Source organism: Candidatus Mycobacterium wuenschmannii (assembly GCF_030252325.1).
GTDB lineage: Bacteria > Actinomycetota > Actinomycetes > Mycobacteriales > Mycobacteriaceae > Mycobacterium > Mycobacterium wuenschmannii.
Map to the genome: position 1 here is coordinate 4,996,321 of NZ_CP126981.1, position 19,418 is coordinate 5,015,738.

General features: G+C 69.7%; 18 protein-coding genes. 12 read left to right on the forward strand and 6 right to left on the reverse strand.

Features of this window, described 5'->3' with window-relative positions:
- Window positions 1-340: 340 nt before the first annotated feature.
- Window positions 341-1,036, forward strand: a complete 696-nt coding sequence (locus tag PT015_RS24120; protein ID WP_285187795.1) for a ferritin-like fold-containing protein — start codon at window positions 341-343, stop codon at window positions 1,034-1,036.
- Between the two features lie 4 nt (window positions 1,037-1,040).
- Here the strand turns inward: PT015_RS24120 and PT015_RS24125 are convergent, their stop codons facing one another.
- On the reverse strand, window positions 1,041-1,532 hold the full coding sequence (locus PT015_RS24125; protein ID WP_285187797.1) for an MmpS family transport accessory protein: 492 nt from the start codon (window positions 1,530-1,532) through the stop codon (window positions 1,041-1,043).
- Window positions 1,533-1,856: 324 nt separating this feature from the next.
- On the opposite strand from PT015_RS24125, the gene PT015_RS24130 reads away from it, so the two are divergent.
- On the forward strand, window positions 1,857-2,105 hold the full coding sequence (locus tag PT015_RS24130; RefSeq protein WP_285187799.1) for a DUF3107 domain-containing protein: 249 nt from the start codon (window positions 1,857-1,859) through the stop codon (window positions 2,103-2,105).
- On the opposite strand, the gene PT015_RS24135 is transcribed toward PT015_RS24130, so the two are convergent.
- Window positions 2,092-2,748 carry a TetR/AcrR family transcriptional regulator gene (locus PT015_RS24135; RefSeq protein WP_285187800.1) on the reverse strand — a complete coding sequence of 219 codons (657 nt, stop codon included), beginning with the start codon at window positions 2,746-2,748 and terminating at the stop codon, window positions 2,092-2,094. The genes PT015_RS24130 and PT015_RS24135 overlap by 14 nt on opposite strands.
- A gap of 160 nt (window positions 2,749-2,908) precedes the next feature.
- On the opposite strand from PT015_RS24135, the gene PT015_RS24140 reads away from it, so the two are divergent.
- The 3 genes from PT015_RS24140 to PT015_RS24150 all read left to right on the forward strand — a co-directional run bounded on the left by PT015_RS24140 (window position 2,909) and on the right by PT015_RS24150 (window position 6,056).
- On the forward strand, window positions 2,909-3,964 hold the full coding sequence (locus PT015_RS24140) for a DUF3152 domain-containing protein (protein WP_390887900.1): 1,056 nt from the start codon (window positions 2,909-2,911) through the stop codon (window positions 3,962-3,964).
- 10 nt (window positions 3,965-3,974) lie between these two features.
- A complete protein-coding gene (moeZ, locus tag PT015_RS24145) occupies window positions 3,975-5,132 on the forward strand; it encodes an adenylyltransferase/sulfurtransferase MoeZ (protein ID WP_285187802.1) in 1,158 nt (385 codons plus the stop codon).
- 69 nt (window positions 5,133-5,201) lie between these two features.
- Window positions 5,202-6,056: a TIGR02569 family protein gene (locus PT015_RS24150; RefSeq protein ID WP_285187803.1), complete on the forward strand. Its 855-nt coding sequence runs from the start codon at window positions 5,202-5,204 to the stop codon at window positions 6,054-6,056.
- Between the two features lie 90 nt (window positions 6,057-6,146).
- Here the strand turns inward: PT015_RS24150 and PT015_RS24155 are convergent, their stop codons facing one another.
- Window positions 6,147-6,449, reverse strand: a complete 303-nt coding sequence (locus tag PT015_RS24155) for an MGMT family protein (RefSeq protein WP_285187805.1) — start codon at window positions 6,447-6,449, stop codon at window positions 6,147-6,149.
- Window positions 6,450-6,451: 2 nt separating this feature from the next.
- Window positions 6,452-7,231 (reverse strand): alpha/beta fold hydrolase, encoded by a 780-nt coding sequence (locus tag PT015_RS24160; RefSeq protein WP_285187806.1) that lies wholly within the window; start codon window positions 7,229-7,231, stop codon window positions 6,452-6,454.
- Between the two features lie 62 nt (window positions 7,232-7,293).
- Between PT015_RS24160 and PT015_RS24165 the strand changes: the two genes are divergently transcribed.
- The gene (locus tag PT015_RS24165) at window positions 7,294-10,413 is read left to right on the forward strand and encodes an ATP-dependent helicase (RefSeq protein ID WP_285187807.1); all 3,120 of its coding nucleotides are present in this window, start codon (window positions 7,294-7,296) and stop codon (window positions 10,411-10,413) included.
- On the forward strand, window positions 10,410-13,709 hold the full coding sequence (locus PT015_RS24170; protein WP_390887901.1) for an ATP-dependent helicase: 3,300 nt from the start codon (window positions 10,410-10,412) through the stop codon (window positions 13,707-13,709). Before PT015_RS24165 ends, PT015_RS24170 begins: the two co-directional genes overlap by 4 nt.
- Before the next feature lie 158 nt (window positions 13,710-13,867).
- On the opposite strand, the gene PT015_RS24175 is transcribed toward PT015_RS24170, so the two are convergent.
- Complete coding sequence (locus PT015_RS24175; RefSeq protein ID WP_285187811.1) at window positions 13,868-14,263, reverse strand: DoxX family protein; 396 nt, start codon at window positions 14,261-14,263, stop codon at window positions 13,868-13,870.
- Window positions 14,264-14,302: 39 nt separating this feature from the next.
- On the opposite strand from PT015_RS24175, the gene PT015_RS24180 reads away from it, so the two are divergent.
- Both PT015_RS24180 and nudC read left to right on the forward strand, forming a co-directional pair.
- Window positions 14,303-15,370: a potassium channel family protein gene (locus PT015_RS24180; RefSeq protein WP_285187813.1), complete on the forward strand. Its 1,068-nt coding sequence runs from the start codon at window positions 14,303-14,305 to the stop codon at window positions 15,368-15,370.
- 9 nt (window positions 15,371-15,379) lie between these two features.
- Window positions 15,380-16,303 carry an NAD(+) diphosphatase gene (gene nudC, locus PT015_RS24185; RefSeq protein WP_285187815.1) on the forward strand — a complete coding sequence of 308 codons (924 nt, stop codon included), beginning with the start codon at window positions 15,380-15,382 and terminating at the stop codon, window positions 16,301-16,303.
- Here the strand turns inward: nudC and mrx1 are convergent.
- On the reverse strand, window positions 16,300-16,554 hold the full coding sequence (mrx1, locus tag PT015_RS24190; protein ID WP_285187816.1) for a mycoredoxin Mrx1: 255 nt from the start codon (window positions 16,552-16,554) through the stop codon (window positions 16,300-16,302). The two genes, nudC and mrx1, sit on opposite strands and share 4 nt — an antisense overlap.
- Window positions 16,555-16,629: 75 nt before the next feature.
- On the opposite strand from mrx1, the gene PT015_RS24195 reads away from it, so the two are divergent.
- The 3 genes from PT015_RS24195 (at window position 16,630) to PT015_RS24205 (ending at window position 19,405) form a co-directional block, all read left to right on the forward strand.
- Entirely contained in the window at window positions 16,630-18,735 is a 2,106-nt protein-coding gene (locus tag PT015_RS24195; RefSeq protein WP_390888057.1) for an ATP-dependent DNA helicase UvrD2, read from the forward strand.
- 147 nt (window positions 18,736-18,882) lie between these two features.
- Complete coding sequence (locus PT015_RS24200; protein WP_285187817.1) at window positions 18,883-19,029, forward strand: hypothetical protein; 147 nt, start codon at window positions 18,883-18,885, stop codon at window positions 19,027-19,029.
- Window positions 19,030-19,141: 112 nt separating this feature from the next.
- Window positions 19,142-19,405, forward strand: coding sequence for a WhiB family transcriptional regulator (locus PT015_RS24205; protein ID WP_285187819.1), 264 nt, complete (start codon window positions 19,142-19,144; stop codon window positions 19,403-19,405).
- The last annotated feature ends 13 nt before the right edge of the window (window positions 19,406-19,418 follow it).

A 19,418-nucleotide genomic window follows, 5' to 3' on the forward strand; every position in this document is an offset into this window, starting at 1 on the left:
GTGAAGCACGTATGCCTTTCGGGTTCGTATTCGATTTATCAATCGCTGCGATCACGCGCGCACCAGTTGAGGAGTCGAATACGTTGCCGATTCGCGGGCCCTGCACTTCACGGAGGCGGGCCAACTGCATGCACGCTCATTGCATAGGCAGTGGTGATACGGATCTACCACCGTTACCTGGATTGATTGTAGCTGGTGGGTGCCGCAAACCCCGATTCGCGCGGCGTGCGGCGGTTCGTCGACGCACAGCAGCCCCTCGCCGGACACCCCTCGTGGCGATCGCAAGGGCGGCGTCGCCGGTCGCAGCGGGTCGCCGCGCGACACCCCTAGAGTGGGGTCCATGACTTCGCTTCCGCAGGGCGACCAGCTGGCCGATCCGCCTCCGCCACGGCTGCCCGCGGACCATCCCGGCGTCAACGAATTGTTCGCCTTGCTGGCCTACGGCGAGGTGGCGGCGTTCTACCGGCTCACCGACGAGGCGCGGATGGCGCCGGATCTGCGCGGACGAATCTCGATGGCCAGCATGGCCGCCGCCGAGATGGCGCACTACGAACTTCTCGTCGAGGCGTTGGAGCACCGCGGCGTCGACGTGCTGCCGGCGATCTCGAAGTACGCGTCGGTCCTCGACGGCTACCACCGGCTGACCACGCCGAGCACCTGGCTGGAGGCTCTGGTCAAGACCTACATCGGCGACGCCTTGGCCGCCGATTTCTACCTCGAGGTCGCCGACTCGCTGCCGGATGAGGTCGCCGATGTGGTCCGCTCGACGATGTCGCAGACCGGACATTCGCAGTTCGTCGTCGCCGAGGTGCGCGCCGCGGTGACCAAGAGCGCCCGGCAGCGCAGCCGGCTCGCCCTGTGGTCGCGCCGCTTGCTGGGCGAGGCGATCACCCAGGCTCAGTACGTGCTGGCCGAGCATGACGAACTGGTCGACCTGGTGGTCACGCGGACCGACGGCCTGACGCAGCTGGCGGGATTCTTCGACCGGCTCCAACACACCCATGACGCGCGCACCCGCGAGCTGGGCCTGAGCTGACGCCCTAGCGGCTGCAGGTCGCGATCATCGTGCTGCTCGTCGAGATCGCGATGTTGTCGCCGACGCCGTCGGCGATCGAGCAGTTGAGCCGCCCGGTGACGCTGGTCGCGACGACGGACCGCGCGCTCACCCCGGGGTTCAGCACGACCGTCCGCGACCAGGGCAGCGACACGTTGAAGTCGGTCTGCGGCGCGCCGGACGCGTCGGTGTAGACGACGGTGACGAGGTCGAGCAGTCCCTTGGTGCCGGTAACCCGGTACACGAATGTGCGGGCGGCGACGTCCGGCGCGACCGTGGGGACCGCGACAGGGGCCTGCGTCGGCGGCGTGGTGGTCGTCGGGCTGGGCGGCCGCGACGACGGGGTCAGGCTGGTGACCGTTTCGGGCGGCAGGGCCGGAACGAGATGCGGCGTCGTGGTTTTGCTCGGGGGGACGACCACGGTGGCCGAGGTCGACCCGCTGTCGCCGCCGTTCACAATCACGGCTGTGGCGATCACCGCGAGGACGAAGACGATCGCGGCGATGGCCGCGATCGGGCGCCAGCGTTCGTCACCCGATGTGTCATCGCCGTCGGCGTAGATGTCGACGGTGTCGTCCTCGTAGTCCCGGAGCTCGTCCAGGTAGTCGGTGGTACTGATGGTGCAAATGTTATCGATGTGGCGCGCGGGCGCCCCCGCGCGAGGGCGCGTGTCAGGTCACGATTTGCCAACGGCCCGCTGGGGCGAACCGCAAGGCGGCGACCGGGTTTCGGCACCCGCCACCGGCGTCCACTAGCCTTGCCGTCGAAGCCACATCTACTTGAAGAACGGGAAGGGGCCGGCGTGGAGGTCAAGATCGGTATCACGGACAGCCCGCGTGAGTTGGTCTTCACCAGCCCGCAGACTCCGAGCGAAGTCGAGGAGCTGGTCAACGCCGCACTTGCCAAGGACGCGGATGTGCTGGGCCTGACCGACGAAAAGGGCCGCCGCTTCCTGGTCAACTCCGCGAAGATCGCCTACGTCGAGATCGGCGCCGCGGACTCGCGTCGCGTCGGCTTCGGAATCGGAGCGAGCGCCGCTAAGAGCGGGTGAGCGGCACGTGTGACAGGCCGCCCCAGGCAAAGAACACTGTGCCGTCGACCGCGTCGTCCTTGCTGATCGGCCGGTCGGAGTCCAGCCAGTAGCGGGCGCAGTCGACGCTGAGCGCCACCAGCGCCACCGCGATCATCCGCGAGCGGTGCGGATCCAGTCCGGAGTCGGCGCTGATCAAGTCGTAGACCGCGTCGACACACGATTCGGTGGCCACCCGGACCTGCGCGGCGACCTGCGGCTCGGTGGTGTTGTCATTCTCGAAGATCAGCCGGTAGCCCTGGCTGTCGTGCTCGATGAAGTCGAAGAACGCCTGCACGGCCGACCGCAGCCGCTGCCGGTTGTCGGTGGTGGTGCGCAGCGCCTGGCGCACACCGGACACGAGGTTCTCGACGTGCCGTTGCAGAACCGCCAGGTACAGCTCGAGCTTGCTCGAAAAGTGTTGGTACAGAACGGGTTTGCTGACTCCGGCACGCTCGGCGATCTCGTCCATACCGGCGGCGTGGTAGCCCCGGTCGACGAAAATATCGCTGGCAGCGATGAGCAACTGCCCCCGACGCTCGTCACGAGGCAGGCGGTTGCCGCGCCGGGCTGCGGCGCGTGGCTTCACCCCGCTCCGGTCGGCGGCGTTGGCGAGATCGCTCATCCATTCCTCAATCTTCTTGTCCTAGCGCCTGGTTACGAGCGCGCCGTGATCGCAACGACACTACTACTCGCTCGCCTGTTCAACTGTGATCCAAGCCCTGTATGTCGGGGCGACAACGTGTTAAGGGGGTCTTTGGCGCGCCGAGAGTCGCAGCTAGCAGGTGTTGTGCCATTCTGGGAAAGTGACCTTCGACCCCGAGTGGCGCGGGGGCAACCGGACACCGGTTCTTCGCGACGACTGGCGTGAGCCTTTGCGCGCCCAACGGGATCCGCTGGCCTGGGGCGGCGCCGGACGCGAACGATCCACTCGTGAACCCAGTCGTTGGCGCAAGCAGAGTTGGCTCGGGCGCTTCGTGTCCACGTACGGATGGCGGGCGTACGCGCTGCCGGTGCTGGTCGCCGTCACCGGAGTGGTGCTGTATCAGACCATCACCGGAGCGAGCGGATCGGCGCCGGCGTCCGGCCACCCAATGCAGGGTCCGCCGAAGATCGGCGCCGTCGGCACCGTGATCGTCGACGCCCCACCCCGCGGCCTCACCCAGTTCGACGCCAGCTTGCCGACCGGCATGCTGCCCAACGGTGGTCCCTTCACCGAGGCCGGCGAGAAGTCCTGGCATGTCGTACCGGGCATCACGCCGCAGGTCGGCCAGGGCGCGGTGAAGGTGTTCCGGTACACCGTCGAGGTCGAAAACGGGGCCGATCCCACCGCATTCGGCGGCGACGACGCCTTCGCCTCGATGGTCGATCAGACGCTGGGCAACCCCAAGAGTTGGACCCACGACGCGCAGTTCGCGTTCATCCGGGTCGACGGGACCGGTCGGGCCAAGCCCGACATCCGCATCTCGCTGAGTTCGCCGATGACCGTGCGGGAGGGCTGCGGGTACGAGTTCCCGCTCGAAACCTCTTGCTACAACCCGTCTTACGGGGCCGGCGTCGAACCGCGGGTATTCATCAACGAGGCGCGCTGGGTGCGCGGGGCGCTGTCGTTCCAGGGCGACATCGGCTCCTACCGTCAATATCTGATCAACCACGAGGTCGGCCACGCGATCGGCTACCTGCGCCACGAGCCGTGCGACAAGCAGGGTGGCCTCGCGCCGATCATGATGCAGCAGACGTTCTCGACGTCGGATGACGACAACTCGAAATTCGATCCGGAGTACGTCAAGCCCGACGGCAAGACCTGCCGCTTCAATCCTTGGCCGTACCCGATCGCCTAACCTCGATGAGGTGCTTTCCCCGCTCGTCGAGCCTGCTGGCGACCTGACTCCCGACGAGGTGGCCCGCTACAGCCGCCACCTCGTCATCCCCGATCTCGGCGTCGACGGCCAGAAGCGGCTGAAGAACGCGCGGGTGCTGGTGATCGGCGCCGGTGGCCTGGGGGCCCCGGCGCTGCTCTACCTGGCGGCGGCGGGCGTGGGGACCATCGGCATCGTCGACGACGACGTTGTCGAGGCGTCGAACCTGCAACGCCAAGTCATCCACGGCGTTGCCGACGTCGGCCGGTCCAAGGCCCAGTCGGCGCGCGACTCGATCGCCGCGATCAACCCGCTGGTCACGGTGCGCCTGCACGAGGTCCGGCTGGACCGGCACAACGCCGTCGACCTGTTCGGGCAGTACGACCTGATCCTCGACGGCACCGACAACTTCGCCACCCGGTACCTGGTCAACGACGCTGCGGTGCTGGCGCACAAGCCGTATGTCTGGGGCTCGATCTACCGCTTCGAGGGCCAGGCGTCGGTGTTCTGGGAGGACGCGCCGGCCGGCCGGGGCCTGAACTACCGCGACCTGTACCCCGAGGCGCCACCGCCGGGTCTGGTCCCGTCATGCGCCGAGGGCGGCGTGCTCGGCGTGCTGTGCGCCTCGATCGCGTCGGTGATGGGCACCGAGGCGGTCAAGTTGATCACCGGCATCGGCGAGCCGCTGCTGGGCCGGCTGCTGATGTACGACGCGCTCGCGATGAGCTACCGCACCGTCGCGATCCGTAAGGATCCGGATACGCCGGCCATCACCGAGTTGATCGACTACGACGAGTTCTGCGGCGTCGCGCCCGCGGTCGCCGACGATTCCGCGATCACCCCTCGTGAGCTGCGCGATCTTCTCGATTCCGGCGACGAGATCGCGCTGATCGATGTGCGGGAGCCCGCCGAGTGGGCAATCAACCACATCGAGGGGGCGCAGCTGATCCCGAGTTCGGTGATTGGCGCCGGCCAGGGCCTGAGCGCGCTGGCGCACGATCGCCGGCCGGTGCTCTATTGCAAGACCGGGGTGCGTTCGGCCGAGGCGCTGACGGCGTTCCGCGCGGCCGGATTTCCCGACGTGGTCCACCTCCGGGGCGGCATCGTGGCCTGGGCGCAGCAGATGCAGCCCGACATGATCATGTACTGATCCGCCACGCAGTACCGCGAGTTCGTGTCTAGTCCCGGGAGTTCGCTGAGCCCGTTTAGGCTGTTCGACGTGAGTGTCGACCCGCCGCCGGAGCACGTGCTGTCGGCTTTCGGTCTGAGCGGTGTCGGGCCGATTCCCCTTGGCGCCGCCTGGGAGGGCGGTTGGCGGTGCGGCGAAGTCGTGCTGTCGATGGTCGCCGAGAACGCCCGAGCCTCCTGGTCGGCGCGGGTGCGCGAGACGCTGTTCGTCGACGGGGTGCGGCTGGCCCGGCCGGTCCGCTCTACCGACGGACGCTACGTGGTGTCGGGTTGGCGAGCAGACACTTTCGTCGCCGGCCAACCCGAGCCCCGTCACGACGAGGTGGTGTCGGCCGCGGTGCGACTGCACGAGGCCACCGGCAAGCTGGAGCGACCGCGATTCCTGACTCAGGGGCCGACGGCGCCGTGGGCCGACGTCGACGTGTTCATCGCCGCCGACCGGGCCGCGTGGGAGGAACGACCGCTGCAGTCGGTGCCCGCCGCGGCCCGCACCGCGGCGCCCACCGCCGACGGACAGCGATCGGTCGAGTTGATCAATCAGCTTGCGGGACTTCGCCGTCCGACCAAGAGCCCCAACCAGCTGGTCGATGGCGACCTGTACGGCACCGTGCTCTTCGCCGGCGCGGCGGCGCCGGGGATCACCGACATCACCCCGTACTGGCGGCCCGCGTCCTGGGCGGCCGGGGTCGTCGTGGTCGATGCCTTGTCCTGGGGCGAGGCCGACGAAGGCCTGATCGATCGCTGGAACGCGCTACCGGAATGGCCGCAGATGTTGTTGCGTGCGTTGATGTTCCGGCTCGCAGTGCATGCGTTGCACCCGCGGTCGACGGCGGCGGCGTTCCCGGGATTGGCCCGCACCGCAGCGCTGGTGCGGCTGATCCTCTAGTCCGGCTCCACCGTCGTCGACTGTGCACGTTGTAAACGTGGGGACGCCGGTTTCGCGACCAGAGGCTGCACACTCGGCGCGGCGAATCTTCTAGTCGGGGAACTGAAAACGCAGTTCGTCAAGGGGGACCTTGCCGTCGTTGGACAGCACCCCTTCGGCGCGCAGGAGTTCCAGCTGCTTGGTGGTCAGATGCTTGGCGGGACGCCCCGATGCGGTGATCACCCGGTGCCAGGGCAGGTCGAGCGAATCGGTGCGCATGATCCAGCCGACGATGCGCGGACTGGAAAGCCCTGCGACAGCGGCGATGTCGCCGTAGGTCGAAACCCGGCCGGCGGGGATCGACGCGACCAGCGCGCGCACCCGCTCGACCTGGTCCTCGGTGATCGGCGCCATGGTCAGGCCAGCCGTTCGCGGATCAGCGCGGCGACCTCGGCTGGCTTGGTCTCGGCCACCATGTGGTCGCAGTCGAACGTCAGGTGCCGGAAATCGGCGCCCAGGCGTTCGCGCAGAGCGCCGACGAGTTTCTCGGTGACGTAGGGTGGCGACGTCTGCGCAGCCTGAACGAGCGTGATGTGAGTTCCATGGGGCGGCAACACGATATCGCGCGCCAATTCACTCCAGTAGGCCATCATCGCGGGCAGGCTGAGCCGCCAGGTACACCGGCCGTCCGGCAGCATGACGAGATGTTCGTCGAGTTCGGCATCGACCACGGCCGCATCAACACCCTTCCAGGATCCGTTCGTCTTCGCCGCACGCGCCTCGGTGACATCGGTGTAGTCGGGGGAGCCCAGCATCGCGTCGGCGATCTCGAGCATCCATGCGCCGTCGAGGCCGACGGCAGGGTCGAGCAGCAGCAGGCCCGAGACCCCGTCCGGGCGGGAGGCCGCGAGACTCATCGCGACAGCGCTGCCGAAGGAGTGCGCCACGATCGCGACGGGTCCGTCGGCCTCGTTGTCGAGCAGTTCGGTCAGCGCCGCCACGTTGGCGTCGATCGTCCACGGAGCGTCCCATGACGAGTGGCCGTGCCCGATCAGATCCGGTGCGGCAACGGCGATCTCGGGCAGGTAGCGGTCTGCCAGATGCCCCCAGCGTTGGCCGTGCCCGGTGAGCCCGTGCAGAGCCAGCAGTCGCACCGGGCCGGGCGGGCCGAAGCGGTGCACGTGCAGTCGGGTCACGCGTCGATCGTGCCAGCCGCTGATCGGGGCCACTTGTCGGACCCCCGTGGTGTCATTCGGCTATGTCGTTCCACTGGGGCCCGGAGGCCCGCGCCGCGCTCGATCCCGACCTGCGTGGGACGCTGCGCGTGCTCGGCGGTCCGGGCACCGGGAAGAGCTCGCTGTTGATCGATGCGGCCGCCACCCGGATCGGTGCGGGGGCCGACCCGGAATCGGTTCTGCTGCTGACGGGTTCGGGCCGCATCTCCGCGCAGGCCCGCAGCGCATTGACCGCTCGCCTGCTGAGCGCCCAGGCCGCTGTCGCCGGCCCCGCGGTCGTGCGGGAGCCGCTGGTGCGCAGCGTGCACAGTTACGCCTTCGCGGTGCTGCGGCTGGCGGCCCAGCGCGCCGGTGGCCCACCGCCCCGGCTGGTCACCAGCGCCGAGCAGGACGCGATCATCGCCGAACTGCTCGCCGGTGAGATCGCCGACGGCCCCGACGGATGGCCGGCCGAGCTGCGGGCGGCGCTGGGCACCGACGGCTTCGCCGCCGAGTTGCGCGAGCTACTCACCCGCTGCGCCGAACGCGGCGTCGACCCCCAGCAGCTGGAGCGGGTGGGCCGGCTCTCGGGCCGCCCTGAATGGACCGCGGCGGGCCGATTCGCGCGCAGCTACGAGCAGGTGATGCTGCTGCGCGCAGCGGTGGGCACGGCCGCCCCGCAGGCGACGACGCCGGCCGTCGGCGCCGCCGAACTGGTCGGCGCCGCGCTGGAGGCCTTCGCTGTCGACGCCGAGTTGCTGGCCGCCGAGCGGGCCCGGATCGGTGTGCTGCTGGTGGACGACGCTCAGCAGCTCGACCCGCAGGCCGCGCTGTTGGTTCGCGTGCTGGCCGCCGGTGCCGACGTAACGCTGCTCGCCGGTGACCCGGACCAGGCGGTCTTCGGCTTCCGGGGCGCGGAGCCGGCGGCCCTGCTGGGCGACGGCACGCCGTCGGTCACCCTGGCGACCTCCCATCGCTGCGCCCCGGCCGTCGCCCGCGCGGTGTCCGGGGTCGCGGCGAGGTTGTCCGGCGGCGGCCACATCGACGGCGTGGGTGACGATCCCGGCTCGGTGCTGGTGCAGTCAGCCGTCTCGACCGCCGCGGAATCGGCGTTGATCGCCGACTACCTGCGGCGCGCCCACCTCGTCGACGGGGTGCCGTGGTCGCAGATGGCGGTGGTGGTCCGGTCGGTGCCGCGCGCGGCGGCGGGGTTGTCGCACGCGCTGGAGCGGGCCGGTGTGCCCGTGGCTCCCGCGGCACTCACCGGCCCGCTGATCGCGCAGCCTGCCGCGCAGGCGTTGCTGGCCGTGCTGACCGCGACGGCCGACGGGCTGTCCGGCGAGCAGGCGGTGGCGCTGCTCACCGGACCGATCGGCCGGGTGGACCCGGTGTCGTTGCGCCAGCTGCGGCGCACGCTGCGCCGCGGCGAGACCGCCGGAGCGGCACAAGAATTCGGTGACCTGTTGGTCGCTGCGCTCGCCGGCGCATCGTCGGCGCGACTCTCCGCCGCCCAGGCCAGGCCGGTGCAGCGGGTACGCGCGGTGCTGGAGGCCGCGGCCGAATCGCACCGTCGCGGTGAGGACCCGCGCTACACGCTGTGGGCGGCCTGGCAGCGCTCCGGATTGCAGCGACGCTGGCTGACCGCGAGCGAGCGTGGCGGCACCGCGGGCGTGCAGGCCGGTCGCGACCTCGACACGGTGACGGCGTTGTTCGATGCCACCGACAAGTACCTCGCCCGCACTGCCGGAGCGTCGCTGCGTGGCCTGCTCGATCACTTGATCACCGAGCAGCTGCGCGCGGTCGGCACCGAGACCGCCGCGGCCGAGCAGGTCGCGGTGCTCAGCGCGCACGCCGCGATCGGCCACGAGTGGGACCTCGTCGTGGTCGCCGGTCTCCAGGAAGGGCTGTGGCCCAACACGATTCCACGGGGCGGGGTGCTCGGCACTCAACGCCTGCTCGATGTGCTCGACGGCGTGACCGAGAACGCCTCGATGCGGGCGCCCCTGCTCGCCGAGGAGCGGCGACTGCTGGTCGCCGCTTTGGGCCGCGCCCGGACGCGACTGCTGGTGACGGCCGTCGACGGGGAGGCCGGTGGCGGCGACGAGGACAGCATGCCGTCGCCGTTCTTCGCCGAGATCGCGCAGTGGTCCACCGGGGACGCCGACGCCGCGTTGCAACCGGTCGTCGGGCCGCGGGTGTTATCGACCAACGCGGTGGTCGGCCGGTTGCGGGGCGTGGTGTGCGCGCCGCAGGGCAGCGTCACCGACGAGATGCGTGATTGCGCCGCAACGCAATTGGCCCGGCTGGCCGACGCTGGCGTGCCGGGTGCCGATCCTGCCGGTTGGTACGGCATGGCCGCGGTCAGCACCACCGCGCCGATGTGGAGTCGCGACGAGCAGCCGGAGCACGTCGTCACGCTGACGCCGTCGAGTCTGCAGACGCTGACCGACTGCCCGTTGCGCTGGATGGCCGAACGCCACGGCGGCACCGACCCGCGCGACCTCGGCTCGACGGTCGGTTCGATCGTGCACGCGTTGATCGCCGAGCCGGGCGGCGGAGAGCCGGAACTGCTGGCCGCGCTCGAGCGGGCGTGGCGACACCTGCCGTTCGAATCACGTTGGTACGCAGACAATGAACTCGCCCGGCACCGGACCATGATCGAGACGTTTCTGGAGTGGCGGACGCAGACCCGCAGCGAGTTGACCGAGGTGGGCGTCGAGGTCGAGGTCGACGGCGGGCTCGACGGCGGGCATGTCCGGCTGCGCGGCCGGGTCGACCGCATCGAACGCGACGCCGCGGGCCGGTTGGTGATCGTCGACGTCAAGACCGGCAAGACGCCCGTCACCAAAGACGACGCGCAACGCCACGCTCAGCTGGCGGCCTATCAGCTCGCGGTGGCCGAGGGCTTGGTGGACCACGGCGACGAACCGGGTGGCGGCCGGTTGGTGTACCTCGGAAAGCCGGGATCGGGCGGTGCGACCGAGCGTGAGCAGGACCCGCTGACTCCGGAGGCCCGCGAACAGTGGCGCGACACGATCCGCCGTGCGGCCGACGCGACAGCCGGGCCGCAGTTCCTCGCCCGAGTCAACGACGGGTGCTCACACTGCCCGCTGCGGGCGAGCTGCCCCGCGCAGACCGGACTCGATGGGCAGGGGGCAGTATGACGGTCATGGCTCCCGCGCGTTACACCCCAGCCGAATTGGCCACTGCGCTGGGTCTTTTCGAGCCGACTGAAGAGCAGGCCGCGGTCATCGCCGCCGCGCCGGGTCCGCTGGTGGTGATCGCCGGTGCCGGCGCCGGTAAGACCGAGACGATGGCGGCTCGGGTGGTATGGCTGGTCGCCAACGGCTACGCCGACCCGGGACAGGTACTCGGACTGACGTTCACCCGCAAGGCCGCCGGTCAACTGCTGCGCCGTGTGCGGTCGCGACTGGCCCGGCTGGCCGGCGCCGGCCTCGTCTTCGGCGGCGAGCCCGGTGAGCCCGAGGGCACCCCGGAGGTCAGCACGTACCACGCCTTCGCCGGTCAACTGCTGAGCGAATACGGCCTGCTGTCGACCCCGGCCTACGCGCAGCCAATCGAGCCGGACACCCGCCTGCTCAGCGAGACCGAGCTCTGGCAGCTGGCTTTCGACGTCGTCAACTCCTACCCGGATGCGCTGCGGACCGAGAAGAACCCGGCGTCGGTCACAGCGATGGTCCTGCGGCTGTCGAGCGAACTCGCCGAGCATCTGGTCGACACCGACCAGCTTCGCGATACCCACGTCGAACTCGAACGTCTGGTGCTCACCCTGCCCGCGGGCCGCTACCAGCGCGACCGCGGCCCGAGCCAGTGGTTGCTGCGCATGTTGGCCACCCAGGCCGAACGTGCCGAAGTAGTGCCGCTGATCGACGCCCTGCACCAGCGCATGCGGGCAGACAAGGTGATGGACTTCGGCAGCCAGATGTCCTGCGCCGCACGGCTGGCGATGGGCGTGCCGCAGGTCGGCGAGCAACTGCGCGGCCGCTACCGGGTGGTGCTGCTCGACGAGTACCAGGACACCGGCTATGCCCAGCGGATGCTGCTGTCCTCGCTGTTCGGCGGCGGCATCGACGACGAGTTGGCGCTGACCGCCGTGGGGGACCCGATCCAGTCGATCTACGGCTGGCGTGGTGCCTCGGCGACCAACTTGCCGCGGTTCACCACGGACTTCCCGATGGCCGACGGCAGCCCGGCGCCGGTGCTGGAGTTGAGCACCAGCTGGCGCAATCCACCGACCACCCTGCACGTGGCCAACGCCGTCTCCGCGGACGCGCGACAGCGGTCGGTGGCGGTGAGCCCGTTGCGCTCGCGGCCCGACGCCGAGCCCGGCTCGGTCCGCGCCGCGCTGCTGCCCGATGTCCTCGCCGAACGCGACTGGGTCGCCGACCACCTACAGCAGCGCTACCGGCAGGCCGCGGTCGACGGCGTCGCGCCGCCGACCGCCGCAATCCTGGTGCGCCGCAACGCCGATGCAACGCCGATCGCAGCCGCCCTGCGCGCTCGCGGGGTGCCCGTCGAAGTCGTCGGCCTGGCCGGGCTGCTCGCGGTGCCCGAGGTTGCCGACGTGGTCGCGATGCTGCGCCTGGCCGCCGACCCGACGGCTGGCGCGGCCGCGATGCGGGTGCTCACCGGCCCGCGCTGGCGACTGGGCGCGCGCGACATCGCGGCGCTGTGGCACCGAGCCGTCGCGATCGGCGGGACGATTGCAGCGGGTCGCGATCAAACAGCCGTCGCGATCGCAGAGGCGGCCGGACCGGAGGCGGACACCGCCGGTCTGGCCGATGCACTTGCCGATCCCGGCCCCGCCCAAGGCTATTCGGCCGAGGGGTATCGCCGCATCACGGCGCTGGCCGACGAACTGAGCCTGCTGCGCAGCCATCTCGGTCACCCGCTGCCCGATCTGGTCGCCGAGGTGCGCCGCCTGCTCGGCGTCGACTGCGAGGTGCGGGCGGCGTCGCCCGGCAACGGCTGGACCGGCACCGAGCAACTCGACGCCTTCGCCGACGTGGTCAGCGGCTACGCCGACCGCACGGCCGCGGCGACCGATGCGCTCGCGTCGGTCGTCGGCTTGCTGGCCTACCTCGACGCGGCCACGGTCGTCGAGAACGGCCTGGCGCCCGCGCAGGTCGTCGTCGCGCAGAACCGGGTGCAGGTGTTGACCGTCCACGCCGCAAAGGGTTTGGAGTGGCAGGTGGTCGCCGTGCCGCACCTGTCCGGCGGGCTGTTCCCGTCCACCGCACAGGCCCGCACCTGGCTCACCGATGCCGCCGACCTGCCGCCGCTGCTACGCGGCGACCGCTCGACCAAGGGGGTCCACGGCGTCCCAGTCCTGGACACCTCCGACGTGACGGACCGAAAGCAGTTGTCGGACAAGATCTCCGCGCACCGGGCGCAACTCGAGCAGCGCCGCATCGACGAGGAGCGCCGCCTGCTCTACGTCGCCATCACCCGCTGCGAGGACACGCTGCTGTTGTCCGGTCACCACTGGGCCGCCACCGGCATCAAAGCGCGGGGGCCGTCGGATTTCCTGAGCGAGATCAAGGACATCATCGACGAGTCGGTCGACCCGGGTCACGTGGTCGAGCAGTGGGCGCCGGCCCCGCCCGACGGCGAGCGAAACCCGTTGCGCGACAGCGTCCACGAGGCGAACTGGCCCGTCGACCCGCTCGGCGATCGCCGGGCCGACGTGCAGCGCGGCGCCGACCTGGTGACCGCCGCCATGGCCACACCCGTCGACACCATCGAGGACCCCGAGGGCTGGGCGGCCGACGTCGACGCGCTGTTGCAGGAACGCGACCGCGCCGGGCAACCGCCAGAGCAGACCCTGCCCAGCGGCCTGTCGGTCAGCAGCCTGGTCGAATTGGCCCGCGACCCCGAACACGCCGCCCAGCGGCTCGCCCGTCGACTACCGGCCCGTCCGGAGCCACATGCCCTGCTGGGGAACGCCTTTCACGACTGGGTGGAGCGCTTCTACGGCGCCGAGCGGTTGTTCGACCTCGCCGACCTGCCCGGTGCCGCCGACACCGACATCGCCCAGCGCGACGCCGACGAACTCGCGGCGCTGCAAGATGCATTCCTCGCCTCGTCGTGGGCCGCGCGCACGCCGATCGCCGTCGAGGTGCCTTTCGAGATGGCCATCGGCGACACGGTGGTGCGCGGGCGCATCGACGCGGTCTTCGCCGAACCCGACGGCGGCGCGACTGTCGTCGACTGGAAGACCGGCGAACCGCCGCACGGCGCCGAAGCCGCCCGGCACGCCGCGATTCAGCTCGGCGTTTACCGAATTGCCTGGGCAGCGCTGAGCGGCTGCCCGGAGCCCTTGGTGCGCACGGCTTTTCACTACGTGCGCGGCGGCAAGACCGTTACCCCGGACGTATTGCCCAGCCACGACGAGCTGGCCGGAATGCTCGGCTCAAGTCGCTCAAGCCGCTCAGGCTGATGTAGCGGCTTCTCCGCAGCCCGCTGTGCGGGCCGCATCGTCGCCGCTCAGGCTGATGTAGCGGCTTCTCCGCGGCCCGCTGTGCGGGCCGCATCGTCGCCGCTCAGGCTGATGTAGCGGCTTCTCCGCGGCCCGCTGTGCGGGCCGCATCGTCGCCGCTAGGAGTTACGCGCGATCTTCAGCGCGGTGGTGATCATCGGAATCTGCAGCGGCAGCCGGGCCAGCGCGATGATCCGCATCGGCCACGGCTTGTCCCACCACAGCCGGACCATGTTGAGGTTGCCCGGGAACACCCCGACGAACAGCGCGACCGCGGCCAGCGCCGCCAACCGCCGGGTCTGCAACGGCACCAACAGCGCGCCGATCGCCAACTCGGCGACCCCGGACGCGTAGGTATAGAACCGCGGGCTACCGGGCAGTTCGGCCGGGATGATGTCGTCGAACGGCTTAGGCGCGACAAAGTGCAGGGTGCCGATGCCGAACAACATCGCTGCGACGCGATAGGCGAGGGTCTGACTGGCGTCCCGTTGCGGGCTGTGAGTGATCGCGGTCATGGTTACATTGTGTCGTGCGCCCGGTCGAGCCGATGAGCTGTGGTCAAAGTTAGCCCTCGCGAACGTGATCTCGACGAGACGCTGACCGCCAAGCCCGGCTACGCGCTCGTCGGCGTCGTGCGGGTCCCCGAAGTCCAGCTCAGTCCCATCCGGGCGATCTGGCGCCGCATCGTCATCGCGCTGCTGGCCCTGGCGGCCGCGGTGGTCACCGTCTATCTCGGCCGCAACGGCTACACCGACGTCCGCGGCGGGCAACTGACCTTCCTGGACTGCCTCTACTTCGCGACGGTGTCGCTGACCACCGTCGGCTACGGCGACCTGACCCCGTACACCGAATTCGCCCGGTTGATCAGCGTGGTGGTGCTGACGCCGCTGCGGATCCTGTTCCTGGTGGTGTTGGTCGGTACGACCCTCCAGGTCCTCACCGAGCGGTCGCGGCAGGCCTGGAAGATTCAGCGTTGGAGGAGTTCAGTGCGCAACCACACCGTCGTCATCGGCTACGGCACCAAAGGCAAGACCGCGGTTGCCGCGATGTGCGGTGACGAAGCGGCCGGCAAGGACTTTGTCATCGTCGACATCGACCAATCCGCGCTCGACCACGCGGCCTCGGCCGACCTGGTCACCGTGCACGGCGACGCCACCCGATCCGACGTCCTGCGACTCGCCTCGGCCCAGCACGCGTCGGCGATCATCGTCGCCACCGGCCGCGACGACACCGCCACGCTGGTCACCCTCACCGCCCGCGAGGTCGCGCCCAACGCCAAGATCGTCGCGTCCATCCGCGAGGCCGAAAATCAGCACCTGCTCAAGCAATCCGGCGCGGACTCGGTCGTTGTCTCGTCCGAAACCGCCGGCCGACTGCTGGGCGTGGCCACCACCACTCCCAGCGTCGTCGAGATGATCGACGACCTGCTGACGCCGTCGCACGGATTCGCCATCGCCGAACGCGAGGTCGAGCCGACCGAACTCGGCGGCTCGCCACGGCATCTGCCCGACATCGTGCTCGGCGTGGTCCGCGCCGGCCGGCTCATGCGGGTCGACGCGCCCGAGGCCGACGCCATCGAAGCCGGCGACCGGCTGCTCTACGTCCGCAACACAGGGAAGTAGGTCCCTCGCTTGGATTTCGAACTGAAGGCCGTGCCGCTGTTGTCCCGCATCGGCGCCGATCGGGCCGATCAGGTGCGCACTGACATCGAGGCCGCGACGGCCGGCTGGGCGGACGCCGCACTACTACGGCTGGATTCACGCAACCAGGTATTGGTCGCCGATGGAAAAGTGTTGCTGGGCAAGGCAATCAAGCTTGCCGACAAGCCCCCGGCGGATGCGGTCTTTCTCGGTCGCGTCGATGACGGCCGGCACGTGTGGGCGGTCCGCGGTCCGCTGGAATCTCCCGAGGACCACGACGTCAAAGCCGAGGTCGCCGATCTGCGGCGGGCGGGCCAGCTCTTCGACGACGTCGGCGCACAGTTGGTCTCCGCCGCTGCGGCACTGCTGAATTGGCATGCCAGCGCCCGATTCAGCTCGATCGACGGCTCGCCGACCAAGCCGGTCCGGGCGGGCTGGGCGCGGGTCAACCCCGTCACCGGTCACGAGGAATTCCCGCGCATCGACCCCGCGATCATCTGCCTGGTGCACGACGGCGGTGACCGCGCGGTGCTGGCCCGTCAGACCGTGTGGCCGGACCGGATGTTCTCGCTGCTGGCCGGTTTCGTCGAGGCGGGGGAGTCGTTCGAGACGTGCGTTGCGCGCGAGATTCGCGAAGAGATCGGGCTCACCGTCAGCGATATTCGTTACCTGGGGAGCCAGCCGTGGCCGTTCCCGCGCTCGCTGATGATCGGCTTTCATGCGGTCGCCGACCCCGCCGAGCCGTTCGCGTTCAACGACGGCGAGATCGCGGAGGCCGAGTGGTTCACCCGTGACGAGATTCGCGCCGCGCTTGCGCTGGGCGACTGGAGCAGCGACTCGGATTCGCGCCTGCTGCTGCCGGGGTCGGTGTCGATCGCTCGGGTGATCGTGGAGTCCTGGGCAGAAGCGAGTTAGCCGGCTAGCTGTGCCAACTTCGCCTTGACCTCTTTGGCGGCGGGGTTGGTCAGCGTCGAACCGTCGGCGAACTTCACCGTCGGCACCACGTGATTGCCGTTGTTCACCGAGCCGACGAACTCCGCGGCCGCGGGATCCTGCTCGATGTCGACCTCGTCGTAAGCGATGCCCTCGGACTTCAACACCTTCTTGAGCCGGGTGCAGTAACCACACCACTGCGTGCTGTACATGGTGACGGAAGCGTTAGTCATAGTCCTACAAACATAGAGGGCCGCGGCGGTATGCCTACACCGCCTATGTCAGCCATCACTGCCAAGATGGACGCCATGGCGGCGATCGGTGTTCAGACAGACTCATTGACTGCCGAACTCGATGACGAACAGCGCGAGGCCGTGCTCGCTCCGCGCGGCCCGGTCTGCGTGCTCGCAGGCGCGGGAACAGGCAAAACCCGCACGATCACGCATCGCATCGCCCAGCTCGTCGCGACCGGGCATGTCGCCGCGGGCCAGGTGCTGGCGGTGACGTTCACCCAACGTGCCGCGGGCGAGATGCGAACGCGACTGCGGACACTGGGCGCCGCCGCGCAGACCGGCGTCGGCGGAGTGCGGGCGATGACGTTTCACGCCGCCGCCCACCGGCAGTTGCGCTACTTCTGGCCGCGGGTGGTCGGCGACACCGGTTGGCAGCTACTCGACACCAAGTTCGCGGTCGTCGCCCGCGGGGCCACCAGCGCGGGGATGAAGCTGACCACCGACGACGTCCGCGACGTGGCCAGCGAGATCGAATGGGCCAAGGCGTCGCTGATCTCTCCGGAGCAGTACCCCGACGCGGTGGCCGCCGCCTCCCGCGATGTTCCGCTGGACGCCGCCAGGGTCGCCGCGGTCTACACCGCCTACGAGTCGCTGAAGGCCCGCAACGACGGGGTCACCCTGCTCGACTTCGACGACCTGCTGCTGCACACCGCCGCCGCGATCGAGAACGACGCCGCGGTAGCCGAGGAATTCCGAAATCGCTACCGCTGCTTCGTCGTTGACGAATACCAGGACGTCACACCGCTGCAGCAGCGGGTGCTGTCGGCGTGGCTCGGCGACCGCGACGACCTCACCGTCGTCGGTGACGCCAACCAAACCATCTACTCGTTCACCGGCGCCTCGCCGCGCTACCTGCTGGATTTCTCGCGCCGCTTTCCGGACGCGACCGTGGTTCGCCTCGAGCGCGACTACCGGTCCACGCCGCAGGTGGTGTCACTCGCCAACCGCGTGATCGCCGCCGCCCGCGGGCGGGTGGCCGGCAGCAAGCTGCACCTGGTCGGTCAGCGGGATCCCGGGCCGGAGCCGACCTTTCGCGACTACCCCGACGAGGTCGCCGAGGCCGCCGCGGTGGCCAAGTCGATCGCCAAGCTGATCGACGCCGGCACGCCGCCGTCGGAAATCGCGGTGCTTTACCGGATCAACGCGCAGTCCGAGGTCTACGAGGAGGCGCTGACCGAGGCGGGCGTCGCCTATCAGGTCCGCGGCGGCGAAGGCTTCTTCAGCCGTCAAGAGATCCGGCAGGCCCTCTTGGCGCTGCAGCGCGCGGCTAACGCAGAGCTTGGTGGGCCGCTGCCGGAGGTGGTCCGCGGGCTGCTCGAGCCGCTGGGCCTGACCGCCGAGCCGCCGACCGGAACCCGGGCCCGAGAGCGCTGGGAAGCGTTGGTGGCGCTGGCTGAACTGGTCGACGAGGAAGTCGCGCAGCGGCCGTCGCTGGACATGGCGGAGCTCGTAGCCGAGCTCAGGACCCGCGCCGACGCACGGCACCCACCCGTCGTGCAGGGCGTCACGCTGGCGTCGCTGCACGCGGCCAAGGGGCTGGAATGGGACGCGGTGTTCCTGGTCGGCCTGACCGATGGGACGCTGCCTATCTCCCACGCGCTGGCCAAGGGCGGCGAGAGCGAGGCCGTCGAGGAGGAGCGCCGGCTGCTGTACGTCGGAATCACTAGGGCGAGAGTGCATTTGGCGATCAGTTGGGCGCTGGCCCGCAATCCGGGCGGACGGCAGGGGCGCAAGTCGTCGCGCTTCCTCAACGGCTTGTCGCCGCAGACGCAGGTCGATCCGTCGCCGAGCAAGCCGCGGCGCAAGAACGCCCCGGCCTCGCGCTGCCGGATCTGCAACAACCAGCTGACCAGCCCAGCGGCGATCATGTTGCGGCGCTGCGAGACGTGCGCCGCCGACATCGACGACGAGCTGCTGCTCGAGCTGAAGGACTGGCGGCTGCGCACCGCCAAGGAGATGAACGTCCCGGCCTACGTCGTGTTCACCGACAACACGTTGATCGCGATCGCCGAACTGCTGCCCACTGACGACGCCGCGCTGGTCGCGATCCCCGGTATCGGTGCCCGCAAGCTGGAGCAGTTCGGCCCGGACGTGCTGGAACTGGTCCGCAGCCGGGCATAAGCCCGTGGCGATCGCTAGCGCGGCGAAGCCGGGCGCAGTGGGTCGACACCATAAGCCCTGGTCAGAAAATCGGTTGCCGCGCAGCGCTGATACGATCTAGCCTCGAAGCTCGATATCGCGTGCCTAGACGAAGGGAGGGGAGCCCTCATGATCACCGTGAACGTATTCGACGTATACGCGGCCGGCGTCGTCGGCTCCCGCCATGCTGCCCATGACGCCATCTCGGCGGCTGCGCTCAAGCGCATTGCCGCCGCCAAGACCCAGCGTCCGTGGATCGGGGAACTACCCGCGTAGCGACCCCACCCGATAGGCCACGGACCCGAAGTCACCAGGATCCGTGGCCATTTTTGTTTGAGCACCCGCCACCGGTCCGAAATCCATCAGACCAGGAAGCAGGTGCACGACCATGACGACGGAACTCGATCCCGAGGATCAGCAGCCGGCGTTGCCCTGTCATGTCAGCGACCCCGACTTGTGGTTCGCCGACAGCCCGTCCGACCTGGAGCGCGCCAAGGAGTTGTGCATCGACTGCCCGATCCGGCGGGCTTGCCTGGCCGAAGCGCTGGACCGCGCCGAGCCATGGGGAGTGTGGGGTGGCGAGATCCTCGACCGCGGCTCGGTCGTCAGTCGGAAACGCCCACGCGGACGCCCCCGCAAGATCGCAGCCTAGCCAGCTGGGCGAA